The sequence below is a fragment of the Peptoniphilus sp. HCN-40583 genome, assembly GCF_037892835.1.
Classification (GTDB): Bacteria; Bacillota; Clostridia; order Tissierellales; family Peptoniphilaceae; genus Aedoeadaptatus; species Aedoeadaptatus rachelemmaiella.
The window spans coordinates 1-1,445 of sequence record NZ_JBBKBU010000056.1 but is presented as its reverse complement, the minus strand read 5'-3'; the positions used below and the strand labels follow the sequence as shown (position 1 = coordinate 1,445).

The window sequence follows — 1,445 nt, the reverse complement described above, 5'->3', positions numbered from 1 at the left end:
GAAGTAACCCGGTCCCCAAGATTTGGACATACCCCCTACCTCAAATCGTGTATAATTCAATTAAGGAGGGAAACCATGGGACGAGGAAAACTAACCGCTGAAGAACAAGAAATCTTACGCGCCAATCCAAATGTCAAATCAGTCAACGAACAATACATTTTCTATACGACCGAATTTAAAAAACACTTCATTGATGCACTGACCACGGGCAAGCGGCCTAAACAAATCTTCATTGAAGCCGGATTCGATCCCGAAATCTTAGGCGACAAACGCATCGAACGAGCCACCGCCCGGTGGAAAGAACGCCATATTCGGGACACCATTCTCGCTTCAATCGACCAGGAAGCTGCGAATGAAGCCCTCAAAGCCATTGACGACATCGACGACATGAGAAAAGCCAAAGACAAACTGGCGAAGCAAGAAAAAATCATTCAACAACAAGCGGCGGAGATCGAAGCATTAAAAAAAGCTGGCTGGCTAGGAGGGAGGCGATGCGACAAGAAGGCCTATGTAACGACTGATCTCTGCAAAATCGTAGAAGAAACCGTCCAAGCCTACGGAAAAGCCATTAACATCAAAGCCCTTTGCAAAAACCTTCAACTGCCGCGAAGCACCTATTACTACTACAAAGCCAGCAAAGAAAACCGGCAACGAAGAGAAGACGCAGACCAAGAAGCCCTGTACTTCATCCAAAAAGCCTTCGACCATAGCGGAAAATACTACAACAAAGGCAGCCGCTCCCTGCGCATAATTCTGAAAAACGACTACGACATCATCTACAACCGCAAAAAAATCCAGCGCATCATGCGAAAATACCACCTCAAATGCCCCGTGAAACAATCCCGCCCCTATGGCAAACGAAAAAACAACGGCCAAGAAAACAAAATCGCACCCAACCGCGTCAAACGCGCCTTCAAACCCGGGAAAGCCAGAAAACTCTTCCTCACCGACATCACCTACATCAAACACCAAGGCCACTTCTCCTACGTCTCCGTCATCATCGATTCCCAAACCAACGAACCCGTCGCCCACAAAACCAGCACAAACTACAACCTCGACTTCGTTCTCGAGACCCTCGAACAACTCAGAGCCTGCGGCCACAGTCAAAACGCCATCATCCACTCCGATCAAGGCGTCCACTACACCGCGAAAAAATTCCGAGACACCATCCAATCCATGGGCCTCATTCAATCCATGTCCCGAAAAGGCAACTGTTGGGATAATGCACCCTGCGAATCCTTCTTCGGAAAAATGAAACAAGAAGCAACATTCGACGAAAACGCCAATGACCAAGAGATCGAAGCTGCCGTCACCGACTACATAAACTACTACCGCTACCGCCGATACCAAGAAGGCCTCGGCGACATGACACCATACGAATACGGATCAACACTACTCAATGCATAGGGGTTGACGTGTCCAAATCAATGGGTCCACCATAGAAG

1 protein-coding gene is annotated in these 1,445 nt (G+C 48.2%); it reads left to right on the top strand.

Annotation, left to right across the window (positions count from 1 at the left end; translation table 11 throughout):
- Nucleotides 1–75 precede the first annotated feature (75 nt).
- Entirely contained in the window at nucleotides 76–1,407 is a 1,332-nt protein-coding gene (locus WKT05_RS10545; protein ID WP_340414057.1) for an IS3 family transposase, read from the top strand.
- Nucleotides 1,408–1,445: the final 38 nt, after the last annotated feature.